Source organism: Xanthobacter sp. 126 (assembly GCF_000526175.1).
GTDB lineage: Bacteria > Pseudomonadota > Alphaproteobacteria > Rhizobiales > Xanthobacteraceae > Xanthobacter > Xanthobacter aminoxidans.
On sequence record NZ_JAFO01000001.1, the window covers coordinates 4,171,220 to 4,192,177 of the forward strand.

Annotated in this window: 16 protein-coding genes; 5 read left to right on the forward strand and 11 right to left on the reverse strand. The window is 68.2% G+C overall.

Annotation, left to right across the window (positions count from 1 at the left end; all coding sequences use genetic code 11):
- Positions 1–4: 4 nt before the first annotated feature.
- From XAN126_RS0119800 to XAN126_RS0119820, 5 genes are all read right to left on the reverse strand, one after another.
- On the reverse strand, positions 5–892 hold the full coding sequence (locus XAN126_RS0119800; RefSeq protein WP_024280300.1) for a transglutaminase family protein: 888 nt from the start codon (positions 890–892) through the stop codon (positions 5–7).
- An 11-nt stretch (positions 893–903) separates the two neighbouring features.
- Positions 904–3,411 carry a circularly permuted type 2 ATP-grasp protein gene (locus XAN126_RS0119805; protein ID WP_029555240.1) on the reverse strand — a complete coding sequence of 836 codons (2,508 nt, stop codon included), beginning with the start codon at positions 3,409–3,411 and terminating at the stop codon, positions 904–906.
- A 170-nt stretch (positions 3,412–3,581) separates the two neighbouring features.
- Entirely contained in the window at positions 3,582–7,007 is a 3,426-nt protein-coding gene (locus tag XAN126_RS0119810) for a transglutaminase family protein (protein ID WP_024280302.1), read from the reverse strand.
- A 218-nt stretch (positions 7,008–7,225) separates the two neighbouring features.
- Positions 7,226–10,447: an efflux RND transporter permease subunit gene (locus tag XAN126_RS0119815; protein ID WP_024280303.1), complete on the reverse strand. Its 3,222-nt coding sequence runs from the start codon at positions 10,445–10,447 to the stop codon at positions 7,226–7,228.
- A 27-nt stretch (positions 10,448–10,474) separates the two neighbouring features.
- On the reverse strand, positions 10,475–11,773 hold the full coding sequence (locus XAN126_RS0119820) for an efflux RND transporter periplasmic adaptor subunit (RefSeq protein ID WP_245272300.1): 1,299 nt from the start codon (positions 11,771–11,773) through the stop codon (positions 10,475–10,477).
- Positions 11,774–11,941: 168 nt separating this feature from the next.
- Between XAN126_RS0119820 and XAN126_RS0119825 the strand changes: the two genes are divergently transcribed.
- Both XAN126_RS0119825 and secA read left to right on the forward strand, forming a co-directional pair.
- Positions 11,942–12,412: a hypothetical protein gene (locus XAN126_RS0119825; RefSeq protein ID WP_155982361.1), complete on the forward strand. Its 471-nt coding sequence runs from the start codon at positions 11,942–11,944 to the stop codon at positions 12,410–12,412.
- 192 nt (positions 12,413–12,604) lie between these two features.
- Positions 12,605–15,385 (forward strand): preprotein translocase subunit SecA, encoded by a 2,781-nt coding sequence (secA, locus tag XAN126_RS0119830; RefSeq protein WP_024280306.1) that lies wholly within the window; start codon positions 12,605–12,607, stop codon positions 15,383–15,385.
- Between the two features lie 51 nt (positions 15,386–15,436).
- Here the strand turns inward: secA and XAN126_RS0119835 are convergent, their stop codons facing one another.
- The 5 genes from XAN126_RS0119835 to XAN126_RS0119850 all read right to left on the reverse strand — a co-directional run bounded on the left by XAN126_RS0119835 (position 15,437) and on the right by XAN126_RS0119850 (position 19,458).
- Complete coding sequence (locus XAN126_RS0119835) at positions 15,437–16,066, reverse strand: Pr6Pr family membrane protein (RefSeq protein ID WP_029877470.1); 630 nt, start codon at positions 16,064–16,066, stop codon at positions 15,437–15,439.
- Positions 16,067–16,155: 89 nt separating this feature from the next.
- Entirely contained in the window at positions 16,156–16,437 is a 282-nt protein-coding gene (locus XAN126_RS28795) for a hypothetical protein (RefSeq protein ID WP_197024069.1), read from the reverse strand.
- The gene (locus XAN126_RS26570) at positions 16,434–17,015 is read right to left on the reverse strand and encodes an FkbM family methyltransferase (RefSeq protein ID WP_197024070.1); all 582 of its coding nucleotides are present in this window, start codon (positions 17,013–17,015) and stop codon (positions 16,434–16,436) included. The genes XAN126_RS28795 and XAN126_RS26570 overlap by 4 nt, the downstream gene beginning before the upstream one ends.
- A gap of 15 nt (positions 17,016–17,030) precedes the next feature.
- A complete protein-coding gene (locus XAN126_RS0119845) occupies positions 17,031–18,275 on the reverse strand; it encodes a murein L,D-transpeptidase family protein (RefSeq protein ID WP_051460651.1) in 1,245 nt (414 codons plus the stop codon).
- A 229-nt stretch (positions 18,276–18,504) separates the two neighbouring features.
- Positions 18,505–19,458: an acetyl-CoA carboxylase carboxyltransferase subunit alpha gene (locus tag XAN126_RS0119850; protein WP_024280308.1), complete on the reverse strand. Its 954-nt coding sequence runs from the start codon at positions 19,456–19,458 to the stop codon at positions 18,505–18,507.
- Between the two features lie 211 nt (positions 19,459–19,669).
- Between XAN126_RS0119850 and XAN126_RS0119855 the strand changes: the two genes are divergently transcribed.
- The 3 genes from XAN126_RS0119855 to XAN126_RS0119865 all read left to right on the forward strand — a co-directional run bounded on the left by XAN126_RS0119855 (position 19,670) and on the right by XAN126_RS0119865 (position 20,598).
- Positions 19,670–19,876 carry a hypothetical protein gene (locus tag XAN126_RS0119855; protein WP_024280309.1) on the forward strand — a complete coding sequence of 69 codons (207 nt, stop codon included), beginning with the start codon at positions 19,670–19,672 and terminating at the stop codon, positions 19,874–19,876.
- 97 nt (positions 19,877–19,973) lie between these two features.
- Complete coding sequence (locus tag XAN126_RS0119860) at positions 19,974–20,264, forward strand: YggT family protein (RefSeq protein ID WP_024280310.1); 291 nt, start codon at positions 19,974–19,976, stop codon at positions 20,262–20,264.
- A 10-nt stretch (positions 20,265–20,274) separates the two neighbouring features.
- Positions 20,275–20,598 carry a DUF167 family protein gene (locus XAN126_RS0119865; protein ID WP_024280311.1) on the forward strand — a complete coding sequence of 108 codons (324 nt, stop codon included), beginning with the start codon at positions 20,275–20,277 and terminating at the stop codon, positions 20,596–20,598.
- 3 nt (positions 20,599–20,601) lie between these two features.
- Here XAN126_RS0119865 and XAN126_RS0119870 read toward each other — a convergent pair whose 3' ends face one another.
- The gene (locus tag XAN126_RS0119870) at positions 20,602–20,952 is read right to left on the reverse strand and encodes a cupin domain-containing protein (protein WP_024280312.1); all 351 of its coding nucleotides are present in this window, start codon (positions 20,950–20,952) and stop codon (positions 20,602–20,604) included.
- Positions 20,953–20,958 lie beyond the last annotated feature (6 nt).

Below are 20,958 nucleotides of genomic sequence, written 5' to 3' on the forward strand. Positions count from 1 at the left end.
GACCCTATCGTCCCTGCACCGGCACCACGTCCACGCCCACGGCGAGGATGTGGTCGCCGGAGGAGACGATCACCCCGTCCACCGGCGAGACATCCGCATAGTCGCGCCCCACGGCGAGGATGATGTGGTCGTCCCCCGCCGGGATGGCGTTGGTGGGGTCGAGCCCGATCCAGCCGAAGGCCGGCCCGCACCACACCTCGGCCCAGGCGTGGGTCGCATCCGCCCCCTCCAGCCGCGGCTGGCCCTCGGGCGGGATGGTGCGCAGATAGCCGGAAACGTAGCGCGCCGGCAGGCCGAGCCCGCGCAGGCCGGCGATCATCACCTGCGCGAAATCCTGGCACACGCCCGCCTTTGCCGCGAAGGCCTCGTGGGGCGAGGTGGTGACGATGGTGGCGCCCGGCTCGTAGGTGAATTCGTCATGCACCCGGTGCATCAGCTCCAGCGCCGCTTCCAGCACGGGGCGGTCGCCGCGGAAGCTGGTCGCCGTCCAGTCGGTGATCTCGTTGTCGATGGGCACCGCCCGGCTCGGGAACAGGCCGTGGGCGGCCGCGTCCGGCCCGAGGTCCATCTCCTCCAGCGCGGCGGCGCGCACCTCGTCCACCAGCGGGGTCGTCGCCGGGTCCGGCAGTGGCGTCGAGGTCACGTCCACCCGGCTGCGGGTGGTGATGGAGAGATGGCCGTGCGGCTGGTCGATGGTGAGCCAGGTCAGGCCGTTGCCGAAGAAATCGGTGCCCTGCTCCAGCTCCGCCGGCTCGGGGTCCACATCGAGGATGTGGGCGATGACGTGCTGATGGCCGAAGCGGTCCACCGGCGTCATCCGCAGCACCTGCCGCACCACGCGCACCGGCACCTGATAGCTGTAGGTGGTGGTCTGGCGAATATCATAGAGCATTGGATATCGCCTCACATGCCGAAGGTCAGCGTCATCTCCGGGGAATGTCCCTGGAGGAAGTAGTGCGACGACACCTCGTCGGAGAGCTGCATCAGCATCTTCTCCATGGCGTCGAACCATTGCGGCTCGAAGCTCTCGGCCGTGCTGGCGGCCAGCTCCGCCTGCATGCGGGCGACGATGCGCTCCCACAAGGGCGGCGGCGCATCCTGGTCGCGGCCGGGGAGCACCTTCAGATGGTTCGCCATGCGGTGCACCTGGAAGGCCACCGAGCGCGGATTGTCCGGGTCCAGCAGCACGAGGTCGAGCACCGGCCCGCGGGCCTCCATCATCACATAGCGCGTGCGGTAGGTGATGAGGCTGTCCGCCACCTGCAGCAGCGCGTCGAGCGAGCCCTGCGGGGCGCCGATCTCGCCGAAGGTGCGGGCGAAGCGCAGGGTGCCGATGGCGCGCTCCGTGCGCCGGCCGATCTCCAGGAAGCGCCAGCCGGTGAGCCGGTTCATGTTCTCCGAGGCGAGGCCCGAGAAGGCGGCGATGATGCGCAATGCCGCGTCCGCCCGCTCCGCCACATCGGCTTCGGAGGGGGCGGCGGGGACCGGCTGGGAGACGCAGGTCTCGAGATCCACCAGCGCGCGCCACGCATCCGGCGAGAAGCGGTCGCGGATGACGGAAGCCGCCGAACGCGCCGCCTGCACCAGCTGCGGCAGCGCGCCGGGCACGTCGCGGCGGGTGAGCACGGCCACGGCATAGCGGGTGGGCGTGGCGCGGGCGAGATCGCGCGGCATGGCGCCCCACGCCCCGAGCAGGCCCAGCAGGCGTGACACCAGCGGGCTGGTGCCGGTGTCGCCGCTCTCGGCGAGGCGGCCCACCAGCACGCGGGAGAGGCGCAGCGTCGCCTCGGCCCGTTCCACATAGCGGCCGAGCCAGAACAGATTGTCGGCGGCTCGGCTCGGCAGGGTGCCGGACGAGCGGCGGACCTTCACATTGTCCGGGCTCGGCAGAAGCGTGGTGTCAGCCACCTCGCCGTCCGCCAGCACCCACACGTCCGCCGAGCGGTCGCCCTTCTGCATGGAGACGGCGCGGGCATCGGCGGCCGAGGAGATGCGGCAGAAGCCGCCCGGCATAACCGACCAGCCCTTTTCGGTGGCGGTGAGGAACACCCGCAGCATGAACGGGCGGGGGGTCAGCTTTTCCCCGGTCCACACCGGCGTGGTGGAGAGGCGGGCGATGTCCTGTCCCACCACGTCCGCCCCGCGCCGGGCGAGCAGGGTGGAGAGGCGCCGCCGGTCGGCCTGGGTCAGGTCCGCCCCCAGCACCGATCCGCCATCCGGCAGGCCCGGCAGCGCCCGGCCGAAGGCGGAGGAGATGACCAGTTCGTCCAGATGCTCCATCACCTGCGCCCGCTCGGCCGGCTGGCCGCACCACCATGTGGCCACATGCGGGAGGCTGAGCGGCCGCCCGGTGAGCCGGGTGGCGATGCGCGGCAGGAAGGCGAGCAGCGCCGGCGCCTCGATGATGCCGGTGCCCAGCGCATTGGCCATCGCCACGCCGCCCATGCGGACTGACTGGACGAGACCCGGCACGCCGAGGCGCGAGCCGGCGTTCAATTCCAGCGGATCGGCGAAATCGGAATCGAGGCGGCGCAGCAGCACGTCAATGCGCCTGAGGCCCGCCACGGTGCGCACATGCAGCGTATCGCCCCGCACGGTGAGGTCCTCGCCCTCCACCAGCAGGAAGCCGAGATAGCGGGCGAGCAGCGCGTGTTCGAAATAGGTCTCGTTCAGCGGCCCGGGGGTGAGGAGGCCGATGCGGCCCTCCCCCGACCGGTCGAGCTTCATCAGCGAAGTGCGCAGCGCCTGGAAGAAGGCGGCGACGCGCTTCATGTTCAGGTTGCGCGAGACGTCCGGCAGCGCGCGGGTGGAGGCGAGGCGGTTCTCCAGCGCATAGCCGGCGCCGGATGGCGCCTGGGTTCGGTCGGCGAGCACCCACCAGCGCCCGTCCGGGCCACGGCCCACGTCGGCCGCATAGACCCGCAGGAAGCGCCCGCCCTCGGGACGCACGCCCACCAGCGGACGCAGGAATTCCGGACTGCCGGCCACGGCTGCCGCCGGCAGATCGCCATCGGCGACCAGATGGGCGTCGCCATAGAGGTCCTGAAGCACCTCTTCCAGCAGCTCGGCGCGCTCGATGAGGCCGGCGGAGAGGGCTTCCCAGTCCGAATTGCCGATGATGAGGGGCATGTGGCTGAGCGACCACGGCCGCTCGCCGCCCCCAGCGTCATCATAGACGCGATAGAAGACGCCGCTGTCCCGGAGATAACGGTCCGCGGCGGAGAACCGCCGACGCAATTCCTCGGGGCCAAGCTCGGCCAGTGCGGCGAGGAAGGGCTGCCAGTGACGGCGCGGCTGGCCGTCCGCATCCATCATCTCGTCGCGGGTGGCCGGAAGGGTGCGGTAGCCGCCGATCAGGCTTTCCGCCGCGGCCCGCTCGAATACCTCGCTCCGCTGCTCCGCCCCCGACACGATCACCCCTTCCGCGGGCACCCCTGCCCGCGTGTCATCTTCCTGCGCCCGGTGGGTCCGGGTTCTCCATTATGACCGTGGCGGCGCCAGATGCACCCCTCTTCCGAGCGCTTCCAGCCTGCGCCCGCCGCGGGACTGGTCCGCGACGGCGCCTCGGGGATGGTTGTCGATCAGGCGCTTGCCGGGCGCCTGAGGTCGAGGGTGGTCGGGAACTCGTCCGGCGCCGTCTCCAGCACCACGTCGAGGGTGCCGGGGGTGTGGCCAAAGGTCTGGAAGCGGGCGAGGCGCCGCGCCTCCGCCTCATAAGAGTTCACCGGGAAGGTATCGTAGTTCCGCCCGCCCGGATGGGAGACGTAATAGAGGCAACCGCCCCGCGACCGCTCGCTCCAGGTGTCCACGAGATCGAACGTGAGCGGCGTGTGCACCGGGATGGTCGGGTGCAGGCCCGACCACGGCTGCCACGCCTTGTAGCGCACGCCCGCGACATAGGTGCCATTGCGGCCCGTGGGGGCCAGCGGCATCTTGCGGCCGTTGCAGGTGAGGATGTGGCGCGAGGGGTTGAAGCCCTCCACCTTCACCTGCAGGCGCTCCACGGAGGAGTCCACGTAGCGGGCCGTGCCGCCGGTGACGCCTTCCTCGCCGAGCACGTGCCAGCATTCCAGCGCCTGCCGCACCTCGATGTCCACGCCCGCCTGCTGGACCTTGCCGAAGGCGGGGAAGCGGAACTCGAACTGGGCGCGGAACCACTCGGGATCGATCTGGTAGCCGGCGTCGGAGAGGTCTTCCACCACGTCGAGGAAGTCCTGCCAGACATAATGCGGCAGCATGAAACGGTCGTTGAGGATGGTGCCCCAGCGGGTGCAGTGGCCGTGCACCGGCTTGTTCCACAGCCGCGCGATGAGGGCCCGCAGCATCAGCTGCTGGGCAAGGCTCATGCGCCAGTCCGGCGGCATCTCGAAGCAGCGGAACTCCACGAGGCCCAGCCGGCCGGTGGGACCATCCGGCGAATAGAGCTTGTCGATGGAGATTTCGGTGCGGTGGGTGTTGCCGGTGACGTCCACCAGCAGGTTGCGCAGCAGCCGGTCCACCAGCCACGGGGCCGGAGGCTCGCCCTGCCCGGGCGCCGGGAACTTGGAGAAGGCGATCTCCAGTTCATAAAGGCTGTCGTGCCGCGCCTCGTCCACCCGCGGATGCTGGGAGGTGGGACCGATGAACAGGCCGGAGAAGAAGTAGGACAGGCAGGGATGGCGCTGCCAGTAGAGCAGCAGGCTCTTCAGCAGGTCCGGCCGGCGCAGAAAGGGGCTGTCGGCGGGGGTGGAGCCGCCCACCACCACGTGGTTGCCGCCGCCGGTGCCGGTGTGCCGCCCGTCCACCATGAACTTCTCGGTGCCGAGACGGGCGAGACGCGCTTCCTCATAGAGGATGCGGGTGATCTCCACGCAGCCGGCCCAGCTGGCGGACGGGTGGACGTTCACCTCCAGCACGCCCGGATCGGGGGCGATGCGGATGAGGTTGAGGCGGTAGTCGAAGGGCGGCGGATAGCCCTCCATGTGGATGGGCGTGTTCAGCTCGATGGCCACCTGCTCTAGGGCGGCGACGAGGTCGAGATAGTCCTCCAGGATCTCCACCGGCGGCAGGAACACGCACAGGCGGCCGTTGCGCGGCTCGACGCATAGCGCGGTGCGGGTGTCGGCGGTGAAGATCTGGGTGTCGTACTTGGCGAGATATTCGCGCGCCAGCTCCTGCGCCCGTTCACCGACGCCGTAGGCCTCGGTGCGCGGAGCGATGGAATGGCGCGGCATGCCGCCCGGCCCGCCGGGGGTGCCGGCATCGGTGCCTTCCGAACCCGCGCCGGGGCCGCCCTGCCCTGACGCGTAGCGGGCGGCGAAATCGGCGGCGTCGGGCAGCGGGTCGCGCGGCTCGAAGGGGTCGGCCTCGACGATGTAGGGGTAGCGCGTGGGCGCCAGATACTGCAGCGATTCCAGCGGCAGGCGGTAGCCCATGGGGCTCTCGCCGGGAATCAGGAACAGGAACTGGCGGCGGTAGGTCCATTCCTCCGAGCGCCACGCCGGACCGGCGGGGGTCCAGACGCGGCGCAGCGGCAGCACCGAGCCGGTGGCCGTACCGAGGCCCTGGTTGAAGGTGCGCGCCAGCATGCGCCGCTGCACCTCGTCCGCCATGCGCGGATCGCCGGGGGCGATGTTCTCGGGAAGGTTCTGCTCCTTCCACATGTAATAGATGTTGTCCTCGAACGCCTGCTGGACGAACTCAGTGCCCACGGCAAGCTTCTCGGCGACCGCCTTGCAGAAGCGCTCCGCATCGGCCGGGGTGACGCCGTAATTGACCTTCTCGTCGGCGATCAGGTCCTCGCGCTGCCAGATGGGCTGGCCGTCCTTGCGCCAGAACAGGTCGAAGGACCAGCGCGGCAGCGTCTCGCCGGGATACCACTTGCCCTGGCCGTAATGCAGCACGCCTTCGGTCTCGAAGCGGCGGCGCAGGCGGCGGATCAGGTCGTCGGCGCGCTCGCGCTTGTGCGGGCCGAGCGCCTCGGTGTTCCACTCGGGCGACTGGTAGTCGTCGATGGAGACGAAGGTGGGCTCGCCACCCATGGTGAGGCGCACGTCGCCGGCCTTGAGGTCCTCGTCCACCTTGTGGCCGAGCTGGTCGAGGGCGGCCCAGGTCTCGTCCGAGAAGGGCAGCGTGACGCGCGGCGCCTCGGCGACGCGGACCACGTTCATCTCGAAGCCGAACTCGACCTCGGCCTTCTCGTTCACGTAGCCGGTGATGGGCGCGGCGGAGCTGTAGTGCGGGGTGGCCGCCAGCGGGATGTGGCCTTCGCCGCAGAGCAGGCCCGAGGTGGGGTCGAGGCCGATCCAGCCGGCACCGGGCACGAACACCTCGCACCAGGCGTGCAGGTCGGTGAAGTCCACGTCGGTGCCCGAGGGGCCGTCGAGGGCCGCCACGTCGGGCTTGAGCTGGATCAGATAGCCAGAGACGAAGCGGGCGGCGAGGCCGAGGTGGCGCAGGATCTGCACCAGCAGCCAGCCGGTGTCGCGGCACGAGCCGAGCTTGCGGCTCAGCGTCTCGTCGGGCGTCTGCACGCCCGGCTCCATGCGGATCACATAGCCGACCTCGCCCTGGAGGCGCTGGTTGAGGTGAACCAGGAAGTCGACGATGCGGGTCTTCTCGCGCGGGACGGAGGCGAGATAGTCGGCGAACAGGGCGCCCTCATCCTCCAGCTCGAGATAGGGCGCCAGCTCCGCCTTGAGCGCGGGCGCATATTCGAAGGGGAAGTTCTCGGCATATTCCTCGACGAAGAAGTCGAAGGGGTTGATGACATCGAGCTTGGCGAGGAGGTCCACCTCGACCTTGAACTCCGTGACCCGCTCCGGGAACACGATGCGGGCGAGCCAGTTGCCGAACGGATCCTGCTGCCAGTTGATGAAGTGGTCAGCCGGCGAGATCTTCAGCGAATAGGCGGGAATGTCGGTGCGGCTGTGCGGTGCCGGCCGCAGCCGGATGACCTGCGGCCCCATGGAGACCGGGTGGTCGTAGGTGTAGCTCGTGACGTGATGCAGGCTCGCGAGGATCGACATTTAGGGCACCAGGTCCTGCGGGCGACAGCCCAGGGATAGGATCGACTGTGGGTTCAGCGGTGGGCTCGGCAGCGGGTCCGAGAGTCGGTCGGGGAACGGCTCCTGTTTCCGGTCAAGGTTAGACAAGCCGGACAAGGGGCGGAAGCGCGACTTTGCGGCGGCAACCGCCCCGATCGAGGGCAGTTGCCGAAGGAAGAGGCAATGCGCACGCGCCCGGATCAGGCAGATGCGGGCGCCGGGGGCACGCCGGCGTCCGGGGCCGGCGGCGGCGCGGGCGGGGCATTTCCAGCGCCATGGCCGGCGCTGGACTTCTTCTTGCCCTTGCGGCCTTCCTCGAAACGCTGGAGCACCGTGTAGAAGGACGGCACGAACAGCACGGCGAGGCAGGTGGAGGCGAGCATGCCCGACACCACCGCGATGCCGATGGACTTGCGCGAGTTGGCGCCGGCACCGGTGGCGAACACCAGCGGCAGCACGCCGAGGATGAAGGCGAAGGAGGTCATGAGGATGGGGCGGAACCTGAGGCGCGAGGCCTCCACCGCCGCATCCATGATCTCCATGCCCTCCGCCCGTTTCTCGCGGGCATACTCGACGATGAGGATCGCGTTCTTGGAGGCGAGCGCGATCAGCAGCACGAGGCCGATCTGGGTGTAGAGGTTGTTCGCCACCCCGAGGCCCAGCAGCGCGCTGACGGTGCCGAGCAGCGCCAGCGGCACCGCGAGGATCACCGACATGGGCTGGATCCAGCTCTCATACTGGCCGGCCAGCACGAAGTAGACCAGCAGGATGGCGAGCCCGAACACGTAGTAGATCTGATTGCCGACCGCCTTCTCCTGGTAGGACATGGCGGTCCACTCGAAGCCCGTTCCCGGAGGCAGGGTCGAGGCGGCGATCTGCTCCATCAGCGACAGCGCCTGGCCCGACGAGAAGCCCGCGGCGTTGGTGCCGACGATGGTGGAGGAGGGATAGAGATTGTAGAGCGAGATCAGCGGCGGACCCAGCGTCATCTTGATGTCCACCACGGTCCCGAGGGGGATCATGGCGTTCTGGGTCGGCGAGCGCACCTTCAGCTGCATCAGGTCGGCCGGCGTCACGCGGAAGCCCGCGTCGGCCTGGATATAGACCTGGAAGACGTTGCCGAACTTGTTGATCTGGTTGACGTAGGTGGAACCCAGATAGGCCGAGATGGTGTCGAACACCTGCCCCACCGTGATGCCCAGCGTCTCCGCCTTGATGCGGTTCACGTCCACCTGGATCTGCGGCGCCCCGGCGCGGAACGACGAGGACACGTGGGAAAGGGCCGACTGCGCCCGCCCCTTGTCCACCATGGACGAGGTGATCTGCTCCAGCAGCTGGTAGTCGAAATTGCCGTTGCGGATCTGCGGCTGCATGGTGAAGCCGGCGGCGTTGCCGATGCCCTGGATGGCCGGCGGCACGAGGATGACCACCTCAGCCTCCTCGACGCCCGCCACCGCCTTGTTCAGGTTCTCGTACATCGAGAGCAGATCCTGCCCCTTGGTGGCGTAGCGCACGTCCCAGGGGGTCAGGGTGATGTAGGTGACACCGGCATTGGCCAGGGTGGAGGAGTTGTCGAGCACCGAGATGCCGGAGATGGCGAGCACGGTCTGCACGCCCGGCACCTTGCGGATGCGCTCGGAGACATCCGCCATCACCTTCTTGGTGCGGTTGAGGTTCGAGGCGTCCGGCAGCTGGACGTGGGCGAGGAAGTAGCCCTGGTCCTCAATGGGCAGGAAGGCCGTGGGAATGCGGGTGAGGCCGTAGCCGGCGACGCTCATGAGCGCGATGGCGATGAGCACCATCAGCTTGGAATGGTGCACCATGCGGCTGATGACGCCGGTGTACCAGTGCTCCGCCTTGCCGTAGATGGCGTTGAAGCCGCGATAGATGAAGTTGCGCTTTTCCGGCGGCACCGGCTGGCGCAGCCAGAGAGCGCACTGGGTCGGCTTCAGGGTGGCCGCGTTGATGGCCGAGATGAAGGCGGTCGCCGCGATGACGAGGGCGAACTGCTTGAACATCTGGCCTGACAGGCCGGGAATGAACGAGGCCGGCAGGAACACGGACATCAGCACGAGGGTGATGCCCACCACCGGGCCGAACAGTTCGTCCATGGCCTTCTCGGCCGCTGGCTGTCCCGCCATGCCCTCCTCGATGTGCCGGGCCACGCCTTCCACGATGACGATGGCGTCGTCCACCACGATGCCGATGGCGAGGATGATCGCGAACAGGGTCGAGAGGTTGATGGTGAACCCCATGGCATCCATGGCGGCGAAGGCGCCGATGATGGTCACCGGGACGGTCGTGGCAGGCACCAGCGTCGCGCGCCAGTCCTGCAGGAACAGCAGGATGACGACGAGGACGAGGATCGCCGCCTCGAACAGGGTCTTCCACACCTCATCGATGGAGGCGGTCACGAACAGGGTCGTATCGAAGGGGATGGCGTAGTCGAGACCTTCGGGGAAGTTTTTCTTCAGGTCTTCCATCTTCGCGGCCACGCGCTTGGCCACATCGAGCGCGTTGGCCGCGGGAAGCTGGAAGATGCCGATGCCGGCCGCAGGCTTGTTGTCCTGCATGAAGTCCTTGGAATAGCTCTGCGCGCCGAGCTCGACGCGGCCGATGTCGCGGATGCGCACGATCCGGCCGCCGTCGGAATTGTCCACCTTGACGATGATGTTCTCGTAATCCTTCACGTCGTCGAGGCGGCCGGAGACGTTCACCGTGTACTGGAACGACGCGTTCGACGGTGCCGGCGGCAGGCCCAGCTGTCCGGGCGTGACGATCTGGCTCTGCTTCTGGATGGCGTTCGAGACATCGGTGGGGGTCAGGCCGAACGCCTGCATGCGGTCAGGGTCCATCCACACGCGCATGGCGTAGGTGCCGGCGCCGAACACCGCGACGTTGGCGACGCCGTCCACCCGCTCCAGCTCGTTCTGGATGTTGATGATGGCGTAGTTGTTCAGGAACAGGCCGTCATAGCGCCCGTCCGGCGAGATCAGGGTCACGAACTCGAGGATCGAGGTGCCCTTCTGCAGGATGGTCACGCCCTGCGCCTGCACCGCCGTGGGCAGCGAGGCGAGGGCGATGTTGACGCGGTTCTGCACCAGCACCTGCGCCATGTTCGGATCGGTTCCGATGGCGAAGGACACGACCAGCGTGTAGGTGCCATCCGACGCCGACCACGACTGCATGTAGATCATGCCCTCGACGCCGTTGACCTGCTGCTCGATGGGCAGGGCCACGGTGTCGATCATCGTCTTGGCGGACGCGCCCGGGTAGGAGGTCGTGACCGACACGGTGGGCGGCACGATGTTCGGATATTGCGACACCGGCAGGCGGATCAGCGAGACGAGGCCGATCAGCACGAACACCAGCGCGAGGACGTTCGAGAGGACCGGCCGCTCGATGAAAAAGCGCGAAATCATGGGCGCTGCCTCATGTTCGAGGGCGGGTCAGTTCTTCGGCGTCGCAGGGGTCGCACCCGGCGTCGCCGGAGCATTGGGGGTCGGCGGCACCGAGGGGATGGCGCGGGCCGGCGCATCCGCCGGTGCGACACCCGCCGGCTTCGGCAGGGGCTTGGTCCCGTCGTCCACCGGCGGGGCGATGGCGACGATCTTGCCCACCTCCACGTCGATCTTGGAGCCGGGCACCGCGCGCTGCATGCCGTTGATGATGACGCGATCCGTCGTCTTCAGGCCGCTGAGCACGGCGCGCAGGCCGTCCGCCTGGAGCTGGCCGAGGGTGATCTGCGTCTGGCCGACCACATTGTCGGAGCTGACGGTGAGCACGTACGGGCCGAGCTGGTTGTAGCTGACGGCGGAATCCGGAACGAGGATGGTCGGCGCCGACTTACCCAGCGGCACGCGCACGCGGGCAAACAGCCCGGGCAGCAGCACAAAGTCGTCGTTCTGGAAGATGCCGCGGACGGTGAGCGTCCCGAGGTTGGGGTCCACCTGCGGCGCAATGTAGTCGATGCGGCCGGCGTGGGGATAACCGGTCTCGGTCTGCAGGCCGATCTCGATGGGAATGTCCGGCAGGTCGCGGGTGAGGCTGGTCAGGGAGCGCCCCTGCTTGGCCAGCTGCTCCTTGATTCGCAGCACCTCCTGCTCGCTCAGCGTGAACCACACCCAGATGGGGTTGAGCTGGACGATGGTGGCGAGCTTGGTGGGGCCGCTGTAGCCGACGAGAGCGCCGACGTCCTGGAGATGGGCCGTCACCGCACCGTCGAACGGAGCGTTGACCTTGGTATAGCCGAGATTGATCTGGGCGAGCTGCAGCGATGCCTGGGCGTTGGCCACCTCGGCCACGGCGGAATCGCGCTTGGCGCGGGCCTGGTCGAGGGTCGCCTGCGAGGCGAAGTCCTGCTTGGCGAGCTGGGCCTGCCGGTTATACTCGGCCTCGGCCTGCACCTGCGACGCCTGGTTGGCGGCAAGCGTGGCCTTCGCCTGATCGAGCTGCGCGATGTAGGTGTCCTGCTCGATCACGAACAAGGTGGTGCCTTTCTTGGCGAAGGCGCCGTCCTTGTAGTTGATGTTGGTCAGGAAGCCCTGCACGCGGGCGTTCAGATCCACCGAATTGATGGCGGCGGTATTGCCGGTCAGTTCGAGGAAGCGCGTGACCGGCTGCTCCAGCACGGTCGCGACCGTCACCTTGGGCGGCGGCGGGGGTACATAGGTATTCTTTTCCTCGCACGCGGACAGGAGGAAGGCAGCCCCGAGGGCCACGCTCGCGTAGCCCAACCGACCCGACACCCGGATACCCCCCACCATACCCATACCCCCACTGTGCAGATGCGGCGGATACTAAGCAGCGGGTTATTGCGTGTCCATGAAAGGAATTGCCCGGACGCGCCGCGACGCTCTATTGCTGCCGCACCTGTGCACCGCGGCAACATTTCACGCGGAACCGAGGGGGTGAGGATGCCGCAGTACCTGGCCGGGCACATCGCAGGCACCGCGTGGGCCACCGCCGCTCTGATGGCCGTCCTTTTCGCAGCCGGGATTTCCAGCGGCTCTTTCTCGCTGGAGAACCTCATCCTGAGCGGCATCCCGGCCGCCCTCATGGGAGGCATCTATTTCACGGGCCTCTTCGTCGTAGGCGCCCTGCCGGCGAAGCTCTTCGACGTGATCGCGAAACGCCTTGTCCTGCGCCACCGGGTTTGGCCAATGCTGTACGGCAGCCTCGTCGGCCTGCTTTGCGGGTGGTGCCCCGCCATCGTCCTCGTCTTCTTCTTTGAATCTTCCGACGCTCCGCTCGGTCAGCTCTTGCGCGATCCACGCGTCGTCACCGAATGGTTCTTCGGCTACATCCTCCCCGGTGCGGCGTGGGGTGCCGGATGGTGGCGGACGATGCAGCGCCCTCGCATTGACATTGCACCGACCCGTTCATAAGTGTCCGCTTGGTGCGCTGCCCGCGGAAGCGGGGCGGTTGCGGCTGCGCGTTCGTTCGCTGCGCCCGCCTGCCTCGCCTTCGGACTTGCTGACGCCCCATTGCGGGTGTCCAACGGCGCGCATCGTTGCCCGGAGGTCCGGCGGTCCGTCTCCGCCCTCCTTCAGACCTGACGGAACGGAATAGAGAAACCCATGTTTGGTGGACTTGCCCGCAAGCTCTTCGGCTCCGCGAATGATCGCCGGGTGAAGGGTTATCGTCCCCGCGTACAGGCCATCAATGCGCTGGAGAAGGAGCTGGAATCCCTCTCCGACGACCAGCTGCGGGCCCGCACCGAGGATTTCCGCCGCCAGCTGGCCGAGGGCAAGACCACCCTCGACGACCTGCTGGTGCCCGCCTTCGCCACCGTGCGCGAGGGCGCCAAGCGCGCGCTCGGCATGCGCCACTTCGACGTGCAGCTCATCGGCGGCATGGTGCTGCACGAAAGCTCCATCGCCGAGATGAAGACCGGCGAAGGCAAGACGCTGGTCGCCACCCTCCCCGTCTACCTCAACGCGCTGGCCGGCAAGGGCGTGCACGTGGTGACGGTGAACGACTACCTCGCCAAGCGCGACGCCGAGTGGATGGGCAAGCTCTACCGCTTCCTCGGCCTGTCCACCGGCATCATCGTGCACGGCCTCGACGACGACGAGCGCCGCGCCGCCTACGCCAGCGACGTCACCTACGCCACCAACAACGAGCTGGGCTTCGACTATCTGCGCGACAACATGAAGTACGAGCGCGCCCACATGGTGCAGCGCCCGCACTTCTACGCCATCGTCGACGAGGTGGACTCCATCCTCATCGACGAGGCGCGCACGCCCCTTATCATTTCCGGCCCGCTCGACGACCGCTCGGACTTCTACAACACCATCGACCAGTACATCCCCCGCCTCTCCAAGGAGGATTACGAGGTGGATGAGAAGCAGCGCTCCGTCTCCATGACGGAAGCGGGCATGGAGAAGATGGAGCAGATGCTCACCGAGGCCGGGCTGCTGAAGTCCGAGAGCCTCTACGATATCGAGAACGTCTCGGTGGTGCACCACGTGAACCAGGCGCTGCGCGCCCACTCCCTGTTCCAGCGGGACAAGGACTACATCGTGCGCAACGACGAGGTCGTCATCATCGACGAGTTCACCGGCCGCATGATGCCCGGCCGGCGCTATTCGGAAGGCCTGCACCAGGCGCTGGAGGCCAAGGAGCGCGTCCAGGTCCAGCCGGAGAACCAGACGCTCGCCTCCATCACCTTCCAGAACTATTTCCGCCTCTACGAGAAGCTCGCCGGCATGACCGGGACGGCGGCCACCGAGGCGGCCGAGTTCCAGGACATCTACAAGCTCGAGGTGGTGGAGGTCCCCACCAACGTGCAGGTCTCGCGCATCGACGACGATGACGAGGTGTATCGTTCGGCCAGCGAGAAGTATGCGGCCATCATCGAGCTTATCAAGGAGTGCAGCGCGCGCGGGCAGCCGGTGCTCGTGGGCACGACGTCCATCGAGAAGTCCGAGCTTCTGGCCGAGCTGCTGAAGCAGGCCGACTTCCACCAGATCGACTTCTCCGATCCGGCCGCCTTCGCCCACGACCGCTCGGGCAAGGCGTTCGCGGTGCTGAACGCGCGCTATCACGAGCAGGAGGCGTACATCGTCTCCCAGGCCGGCGTGCCGGGCGCGATCACCATCGCCACGAACATGGCCGGCCGTGGCACCGACATCAAGCTGGGCGGCGCCGCAGACATGCGCATCGCGGCCGAGCTGAAGGACCTCCCCGAGGGCGAGGAGCGCACCGCCGCCGAGACGCGCATCCGCGCCGAAGTGGAGGAGCTGAAGCAGAAGGCGCTCGCCGCCGGCGGCCTCTTCGTGCTCGGCACCGAGCGCCACGAGAGCCGGCGCATCGACAACCAGCTGCGCGGCCGCTCCGGCCGCCAGGGCGACCCCGGCCACTCCAAGTTCTTCCTGTCGCTGGACGACGATTTGATGCGCATCTTCGGGTCGGACCGGCTCGACGGCATGCTGCAGCGCCTCGGCCTGAAGGAAGGCGAGGCGATCATCCATCCCTGGATCAACAAGGCCCTGGAGAAGGCGCAGCAGAAGGTCGAGGCGCGCAACTACGACATGCGCAAGAACGTCCTCAAGTATGACGACGTGCTCAACGACCAGCGTAAGGTGGTGTTCGAGCAGCGCCTCGAGCTGATGAACGACGAGGACGTGGCCGAGACCGTGGAGGACATGCGCCATGCCCTCATCACCGAGACCGTGGCCAAGTTCATCCCCGAGAACGCCTATCCCGAGCAGTGGGACGTGGACGGGCTCGACACCGCCATCAAGGAAGTGCTCGGCATCGAGCTGCCGGTGAAGGACTGGGCCAAGGAAGAAGGCATCGCCGGCCCCGAGGTCACCGAGCGCATCACCCGCCGCGCCGACGAATGGATGGCCGCCAAGACCGCCCAGTACGGGCCGGACATCATGCGCTATGTGGAGAAGTCCATTCTTCTCCAGACCCTCGACCACCTCTGGCGCGAGCATATCGCCATGCTCGACCACCTGCGCCAGGTGGTGGGCCTGCGCGGCTATGCCCAGCGCGATCCGCTGAACGAGTACAAGTCCGAGGCGTTCAACCTCTTCTCCGCGCTGCTGAACCGCCTGCGCGAGGTGGTCACCGCCCAGCTGATGCGGGTAGAGATCGTCACCCAGCAGCCCATGGAGGAGGAGTTGCCCCCCATGGAGGCGCACCATCTCGATCCCTTCACCGGCGAGGACGAGATGGCGAGCATCGGTGCCGCCCTCGGCGCGCGGCCGGAGCCGCTGCTGTCCGGCGATGTGGCGGTGATGGAGCGCAATCCGAACGACCCCTCCACCTGGGGCAAGGTGGGCCGCAACGAGGCCTGCCCCTGCGGTTCGGGCAAGAAGTACAAGCACTGCCACGGCCGCTTCGCCTGAGGCGGCCTGCCCCGGCGCGGCCCCACCGCGCCGGGCTTTGAGACTTCAGGTTCAGCCGCGCCGGTGGCCGATCGCCCGGTCGACACCGACGAAGATCAGCGCGGTGGTGAAGAACACAACCGCCAGCACCACGGCATTCTGCGCCATCTTCTCCGCGCCGAGCTTGGCCGGGTCGAGGAACCAGTAGGCATACCAGCCGTCCGCCTCGCCGCGCGCCAGCGCGTAGACGAGATAGGCCAGCGGCGGCGCCATGGCCCACACCGTATCGGCCAGCCGCAGCCGGCCGTGGGGCCCAACCAGCCAGACGATCAGGAACAGCACCGGCACCGCCTGATGCAGCAGTCGGTCGGCGATAAGCTGCGCGCCTTGCGGGTTCCACACATGGCGCAGCAGCAGGGCATAGATGATGCCCACCAGCACGATGGAGACCACGCTCGTCAGCCGCGCCCGCGCCCCGGTGAGGGCGTGCAGCCCGCCCAGCGCGATCTCCGTGACGACGATGGCGACGCCCAGATTGGTGAGCACGGTGAAGAAGCCGAGGAAGCGCCAGAGCGCGGGGCCGACCCCCTGGCCGACCGCCGCCATCTTCTGGACCACGATGACGAGCTGGAGGATCAGGGCCGCCCAGCTGACCACGGCCGTGAGCGCGGCCATCCGCCGGCACCACACATCATGCCCCATGCCCCGCCTCCCCCGGCCGCGCCCCCCCGGGCGTGGAAAAAGGGTAGGCCGAAGCATCGGCCATGGGCAAGGCCATGGCCGGGCCGCAATCAGCCGCCGGTCTGGACGATGCGCATGTACTGCCCCGGCGCACCGGCCGGAACCACGCCGCGGCGCCCGAGATGATGCAGGCCGTTCAGCGCGAGATCGAACGAGCGGTAGCAATAGTGGGCGACGAGCACGAGGTGCTTGAGCTGCTCGGACGTCTTGGCGTCCGGTTCAAGGAAGTTGCGCACATAGACCGCATCGCCCTCCACCAGCTGGTTCAGGGCGGCGTAAACGTCGGGGCCGCGCATGGGCAGGATCATCCGCCGGCTGGTGGATGCCATCATGTGCGGGATGAACCCCCGCGCGCCCGGAGCGCGAGATCCATCTCCCCATACGTCGCCTGGCCCTTGTAGAGCGGCACGAACGAGACATCGAGCTGAATGCAGACCGCCTCGGCGAGGGTATCGCCCGCGCCGTCCAGCACCGCGCGCTCGCCGCCCTGGAGGTCCATCTTCAGCATCTCGATGCCATCGATCTCCGGCACGGCCGAGAGGGCCACCGTGTCGATCTCCCGACGCTCCAGCACCCGCCCCCACTCGGCGAGGCCGGGGAAATGGGAGAGGACGTGCGGATCGGGCTCCAGCAGGCTCGTCATGCCGGACGCGGCGCAGACGTGGAGCGTCCGGCGCTGTCCGTCAGCGATCGCGTGGGGCAGGTAGGTCTCCAGATCGCTCTTGGCAGCGTCCAACCGGGCCAGCGCCTCCGGCTGGGCCTCGAAGCCGACGACGCGGCACAGGCGCCGGGCGAGAAGGGGCTTGTAGGGCGGATCGCCGTCGATGGGATTCGCGCCGATATCCACCACCCGGGTGAGGTGCTCCGGGCGGAGCAGCAGCGCGAGCTGGGACCGCGTGGCGTCTGTCACTCCGGTCCCTTTATGTCACCGCGCGGCGCTGGTGGCATTGGTCGCGGACGATCCCGCGTTGAGCGTGCCGGAGGCCGAGGCGCTGACCGGCCTTGCCGCTGCCGTGACCACCGGCTGGGCCTTGGCGCCCGAAGCCGCCGACGCGGCCGCCGGGTCGGCAGGGTCGGCCGGCCGGATGCTGGCGGTGGAGGCCGGAGCGCCGTCGCCCTCGTCGGCGCGCAGCAGCGCGTCGGCCTGGAGCTTGGCCGCGGTCTCCTTGGGCGGGTTCACATATTCCGGCAGCCGGCCGGGCGCCTGGGTGTAGGAGAGCTGGCCGGTCTCGCGCTCCTTGAGCTTGGCGAGGAAGATCGGATGCATGCCGCCATCGGCACCGGTCTTCACCGGGGCAACGGGCGAGGAGGTCGAGAGCGCGGCGAACTGCGCATCGTCGGCCCGCTGCTTGGCGGCCACGGCGGAGGCGATCTGCGGTGCCACCTGATAGGGCGGGCAGGCCTGGGCGGCATCGAAGGCGCGGCCCGGCGCAGGCGTGGCGTCGAACACGTAGGTGCGGTTGCAGACCGACACCTTCGGCTCCTGCTTCGTCACCTCGAAATGGTCGGAGCCCTGCTTCAGGTTCCGCCAGAACGCCATGTTGGGGTTGTTGCGGTAGCGGGCAAGGTTCTTCGCCGTCATCCGGAAGGGATAGGCCTGCACCTGGAAGGCGCGCTGCCCGCCGGCGAAGCTCTCGCGGGCGAGGGAGAAGATCTCGGAAATCTGGTCGTCGGTCATGGCGTAGCAGCCCGAGGACGAGCAGTCGCCATGCACCATCAGGAAGTCGCCGGTGCGGCCGTAGGCCTTGTCATAGGCGTTGGGGAAGCCGAGGTTGAACGCCAGATAATAGCTGGAGTTCGGGTTCATCTGGCCGGGGGTGATGGTGTAGAAGCCCTCCGGCGCCTGACGGTCGCCGGTGCCCACCTTGGGGCCGAGCTCGCCGGACCAGCGGCAGATGGGATAGGTCTTGAGCAGGGCATAGTTGCCCTCGGACGTGACCTTCCAGACCTCCAGCTCGGATTCCTGCTTGAAGATGCGGACGAGGATGGGCGTTGACGGCGCCATGTCCTTCTTGGCCAGCAGCGACACCATTTCCGGCGACAGCGGCTTGTTGGCCTTGCGCGCGACCTCGGAATCGGTGGCGTTGCAGCCCGCGAGGGCAAGGGCCGCGCAGGCGGCAAGGCCAGCCATGCGCAGGCGCGAGGCGAAGCGCGAGGAAGGGGTCGTCATCGGACGGCTCATGGCGAAGCGGCTCAACGCAAACTCCCGGGTCCGGACCGGCCAATCAGGCCGAGAAGGCTAACCGGTCCCCCTTGACGCGACGTTATCAACGCCGCTCCGGCTCGATGGAGAAAATAAGGCAAATGCGGCCAAGATGGGGAAGTTCCGTCGCCGATCCCCCATGCCGCAGCGCCATGGTTAAGGATTCCTTACCGCTGTGGCCGCGAAACCGCGCCCCTCACAGGGAGCGGCCGATGGCGAGGAACTTGTCGCGGCGCGCCTTGCGCACCTGCGCGCCGTCGAGGCCAGCGAGGGAGGACAGCGCATCGGCGATGGCATCGCCCGCCGCGGCGATGGCCGCATCCGCGTCACGGTGGGCGCCGCCGGCCGGCTCCTTCACGATGCCGTCGATGACGCCGAACCGCAGCAGGTCCTGCGCAGTGATCTTCATGTTGGTGGCCGCGTCCTGCGCCTTGGCGGTGTCGCGCCACAGGATGGAGGCCGCGCCTTCCGGCGAGATCACGCTGTAGATGGCGTGCTCCATCATCAGCACCTTGTTGGCGGTGGCGATGGCGATGGCGCCGCCGGAGCCGCCCTCGCCGATGATGAGGGCGACGTTGGGGGCGGAGAGCGCGAGGCAGGCGTCGGTGGAGCGGGCGATGGCCTCGGCCTGTCCGCGCTCCTCGGCGCCGATGCCGGGATAGGCGCCGGCGGTATCCACCAGTGAGATCATGGGCACGCCGAAGCGGTCGGCCAGCTCCATGATGCGGGCGGCCTTGCGATACCCCTCGGGGCGGGCCATGCCGAAATTGTGCCGGATGCGGGTCTCGGTGGAGGAGCCCTTCTCGTGGCCCAGCACGCACACCGCCTCGCCACGGAAGCGGGCGAAGCCGCCGATGATGGCCTCGTCCTCGCCGAACTTGCGGTCGCCGGCGAGGGGGGTGAAGTCCTCGAACAGGCCGCGGGCGAAGTCGGCGAAATGCGGCCGCTGCGGATGGCGGGCCACCAGGGTCTTCTGCCAGGGCGTCAGATTCGCATAGAGCGCGACCAGGGCGTCCCGCGCCTTGCCCTCCAGCTTCAGCACCTCGTCGGTGATGGCCACGCCGTCGCCGGAAGAGGAGAGCGCACGCAGCTCTTCCACCTTGGCCTCGAGTTCGGCAACCGGCTTCTCGAAGTCCAGATAGCTGCGCATGAGGGTCCGTGAGGTTTGAGGAGGTCGGCGCCCCCTAAAGCGGCGGGAAGCTGCCTTTGCCACGCGGTCAAGTCAAGGTCGCCAGATCAAGTCGGCGCGCGGCGCGAACAAAAGGCCCGTCGCGCGGCCCTGCCGTGAGGCAAGGCGACGCTGCAACGGAACCGAGCGGGGAGCGTTGTCCCCAAATCATGGTGACATCATGGAGGCTGTCATGAAGCCGCAAGACGCGACGCCGCAGAAGGCCAAGGAAGGCCACCCGCCCGCCCCTGCCGCTGAGGAGCGCCCTCCGGAGGCGCAGCGCCAGAAGCCGGCCGCCGGACCCCATGCCAAGCCGCAATTGACCGATCCCGACAAGACGCCGGGGGCCGGCGCCCTGGCCGATCCCGACAAGCCGCAGGACCCGGACGCGACCGGCTGACGCAGCCGGCCGGCGCCGGGGGCCGGCGGCCGGCCTTGTTCCCGGGGGGCTGCTGGGGCTATTGCTGGCACGCCACTTCCCGGGGACCCTTCCGACGATGCGCGCGCTGCTCGACGTTATCCTTGTCGTTCTCCAGCTCTATGTCTGGATTCTCATTGCCGCGGCCGTGCTGTCCTGGCTGGTCGCATTCAACGTCGTCAATCCGTACAACTCGTTCGTGCGGAACGTGGGCGAGTTCCTGTTCCGGGTGACGGAACCCCTGCTCGCGCCCATCCGCAACGTGCTGCCCAATCTCGGCGGCATCGACCTGTCGCCGATGGTGCTGATTCTCCTCATTTTCTTCCTGCAGCAGGTCATCGCCTACTACATCTACCCCTACGTGTTCTGAGCCGGCTGCCGTGGCGACCGACCCGTCCTTCCTGCGCGTCCTGCCGGACGGCGTGGAGGTGACGGTGCGGGCGACGCCGCGCGGCGGGCGCGATACCGTGGACGGCGTCGCCGCCCTCTCGGACGGGCGCGAGGTATTGAAGGTGCGGGTGCGGGTGGCGCCGGAGGATGGCGCCGCCACCGCCGCCGTCGCCAAGGTGGTGGCCGGCGCGGCCGGCGTCGCCGCCTCCCAGGTCCGGCTCACCTCGGGCGCGACGGCGCGAGTGAAGACCTTCCGCATTGCCGGCGACGGTCCGGCCCTCGCCGCGAAGCTTGCCGCCGCCGCGGGGAAATGAGCCTCAGGCGGGCTTCACAAAATCCTCGCGCATGGGCGTGAACACGTCCACCAGCACGCCGGGCTCGATGCACACCGCCCCGTGGTGCACGCCGGAGGGCACATAGAAGCTGTCCCCCGCCTTCAGCCGCTCCGTCCGCCCGCCAATGGTCAGCTCGAACAGGCCGCTTTCCACGCTGGTGATCTGCGTGTGCGGATGGCTGTGCGGCACCCCCATCTGCCCCGGCGCGCGGGCGATGACGCGGACCAGCATGATCTCGTCGTTGAAGGTGAGGATCTGCCGGCTCACCACCTCGTCCAGCACCTCCACCGGTGTGGTCTCGGCGAAGGCGAAGACGTTGCCCTTCTCGCTCATCTCTTG

What these genes read in the sequence shown, in the direction of transcription:
- XAN126_RS0119800 (WP_024280300.1), bottom strand. Translation starts at nt 892, where the DNA reads ATGCTCTATGATATTCGCCAGACCACCACCTACAGCTATCAGGTGCCG.
- XAN126_RS0119810 (WP_024280302.1), bottom strand. Translation starts at nt 7,007, where the DNA reads ATGTCGATCCTCGCGAGCCTGCATCACGTCACGAGCTACACCTACGAC.
- XAN126_RS0119815 (WP_024280303.1), bottom strand. Translation starts at nt 10,447, where the DNA reads ATGATTTCGCGCTTTTTCATCGAGCGGCCGGTCCTCTCGAACGTCCTC.
- XAN126_RS0119825 (WP_155982361.1), top strand. Translation starts at nt 11,942, where the DNA reads ATGCCGCAGTACCTGGCCGGGCACATCGCAGGCACCGCGTGGGCCACC.
- secA (WP_024280306.1), top strand. Translation starts at nt 12,605, where the DNA reads ATGTTTGGTGGACTTGCCCGCAAGCTCTTCGGCTCCGCGAATGATCGC.
- XAN126_RS0119835 (WP_029877470.1), bottom strand. Translation starts at nt 16,066, where the DNA reads ATGGGGCATGATGTGTGGTGCCGGCGGATGGCCGCGCTCACGGCCGTG.
- XAN126_RS28795 (WP_197024069.1), bottom strand. Translation starts at nt 16,437, where the DNA reads ATGATGGCATCCACCAGCCGGCGGATGATCCTGCCCATGCGCGGCCCC.
- XAN126_RS0119845 (WP_051460651.1), bottom strand. Translation starts at nt 18,275, where the DNA reads ATGACGACCCCTTCCTCGCGCTTCGCCTCGCGCCTGCGCATGGCTGGC.
- XAN126_RS0119850 (WP_024280308.1), bottom strand. Translation starts at nt 19,458, where the DNA reads ATGCGCAGCTATCTGGACTTCGAGAAGCCGGTTGCCGAACTCGAGGCC.
- XAN126_RS0119855 (WP_024280309.1), top strand. Translation starts at nt 19,670, where the DNA reads ATGAAGCCGCAAGACGCGACGCCGCAGAAGGCCAAGGAAGGCCACCCG.
- XAN126_RS0119860 (WP_024280310.1), top strand. Translation starts at nt 19,974, where the DNA reads ATGCGCGCGCTGCTCGACGTTATCCTTGTCGTTCTCCAGCTCTATGTC.
- XAN126_RS0119870 (WP_024280312.1), bottom strand. Translation starts at nt 20,952, where the DNA reads ATGAGCGAGAAGGGCAACGTCTTCGCCTTCGCCGAGACCACACCGGTG.